This is a genomic window from Streptomyces sparsus, from assembly GCF_054776295.1.
In genome coordinates this window covers 1-1964 of record NZ_BAAHCA010000911.1, presented here as the reverse complement: position 1 = coordinate 1964, position 1964 = coordinate 1, and the positions used below count along the sequence as shown (strand labels likewise).

Below are 1964 nucleotides of genomic sequence, written 5' to 3'. Positions count from 1 at the left end.
GGCGGTCCGGGACGTCGGCCCGGCGCCGGGGGAGCGGTCGGGTGCGGACGTCTCGACCGCGGACGTCCCGGTCGCGGACGTCTCGGCGGCGGACGTTCCGCCAGCAGGTGGTGCGGCGGCGGACGTTCCGGTTGCGGGGGGCTCGGCGGTCATGCGGCGGCTCCAGTGGTGCGCACGCCCCCGCGGGGAGGCGGCTGCTCGGAAAGCGACTGGGTGGGGGTGCGGAAACAGGCCAACTCGCGGAGAGGATGGTGTAGTCCACGCGGTGGCCCATGTCTGCGGGTATCTGTGGATACCAGCTCTGACCTGCGGTGCGGAAGGCCGTTGCCGAAGCGATACCAGGGGTGGTGTAGACCTGGTGAAGTCCGGAATGGAGACTCTTACTTCACGTGCGCACCAGAAGTGCGTGAACAGATCGCCTCGAAAAGCGGGGCGAACGGAATGAACAGCGCAAAGGGGAAGTGCCAGTGGATCGGCGGCGGTTCTTGGGACTGGCAGCAACCGGAATGGTCGGCGCGATGGGGTTGTCGACCACGGGCTGCGGGACCGGCGGCTCCGGTGGTGACGTCAGACTGAAGCTGGTGGCAGCCGACTACGGCACCCCGGGCGGCAACAACGGCGGGCAGGGGTACTGGGACGGACTTGCCGCCGCCTTCCAGAAGCAGAATCCCGGCATCACCGTCGACGTCAACGTGCTCAGCTGGAACGTCGTCGACAAGCAGGTCGCCGACATGGTGGAGGCGGGCGAAGCGCCCGACATCGCCCAGATCGGCGCCTACGCCGACTACGCCGCCGGCGGCAAGCTCTACAGCGCCTCCGAACTGCTCTCCATACCCACGCAGGCCGACTTCCTGCCGACCCTCGCTCAGGCCGGGGAGCTGCGCCGCACCCAGTACGGGCTGCCGTTCGTCTCCAGCACCCGCGTCTTCTTCTACAACAAGTCGCTGTTCCGCGCCGCCGGCCTGGACCCAGACGAACCGCCGGTCAGCTGGGCGCAGCTGAAGGAGGCCGCCACCGCGCTCAAGGCGGCCGGGGTGAAGACCCCCTACGGCCTGCCGCTCGGTCCGGAGGAGGCGCCTGCCGAAACGATGCTGTGGATGTTCGGCGGCGGTGGCGGCTACACCAACAACGTCGGCGCTTACACCATCGACTCGCCGGCGAACATCAAGACGTTCACCTGGCTGCGGGACGAACTGGTCGGCGAGGGCCTCACCGGGCCCGGCACACCCGGTCGCACCGACCGGCAGGACGTCTTCGACGCCTTCGGCCGGGGTGAGGTCGGCATGCTCAACGGCCACCCGGTGCTGATCCAGCAGGCCGAGCGCAACGAGGTCAACTACGGCACCGCGAAGCTGCCCGGCCGGGACGGGGAGGCCGGCGCCACGATGGGCGTGGCCGACTGGATCATGGGCTTCAAGCAGAACGGTCACCGCGCGGAGATCGGCAAGTTCCTCGACTTCGTCTTCAGCGTGGAGCAGCACTACGCCTTCACCGACCGCTACGGTCTGCTGCCGGTGACCACGTCGGCCTCCGACCGGATGAGCTCCGAGAAGAAGCACAAGAAGCTCTGGCCGTTCCTGGAGCAGCTGCCCATCGCCGAGTTCTACCCCGTCGGCAAGCCCTCGTGGGCCGGGACCAGCCAGACCATCAAGGAGTCCATCGGCAAGGCCGTCGCCAAGGACGGCAACCCCGAGGCCGTGCTCAGCTCGCTCCAGCGCCAGGCGGAGGCCGACGAGGCCGCCGCAGCCGCGAAGCCCTGACCCACGACCGGCCGCCCGGTCTTCCCGCGCCCGGTCCGCCGTTCCCTCCGTGCGGTGGGCCGGGCCGCACGAGCGGCACGGCTGTCGTCGGGCGTCGGTAGGCTCGAACCGTGACCCAGCACAGCCCGCCCCCGGAGCCCGGAACGCCGGATGCCTCGTCGGAGGGCCCGGCGGTACCGGAAGCACCGGCGGACGTCGCCCCGG

General features: G+C 70.0%; 1 protein-coding gene. It reads left to right on the top strand.

What is annotated here, in order from left to right:
* The first annotated feature begins 467 nt into the window (after positions 1-467).
* Positions 468-1760, top strand: coding sequence for an extracellular solute-binding protein (locus tag ACYVE9_RS24830; RefSeq protein WP_461030136.1), 1293 nt, complete (start codon positions 468-470; stop codon positions 1758-1760).
* Positions 1761-1964 lie beyond the last annotated feature (204 nt).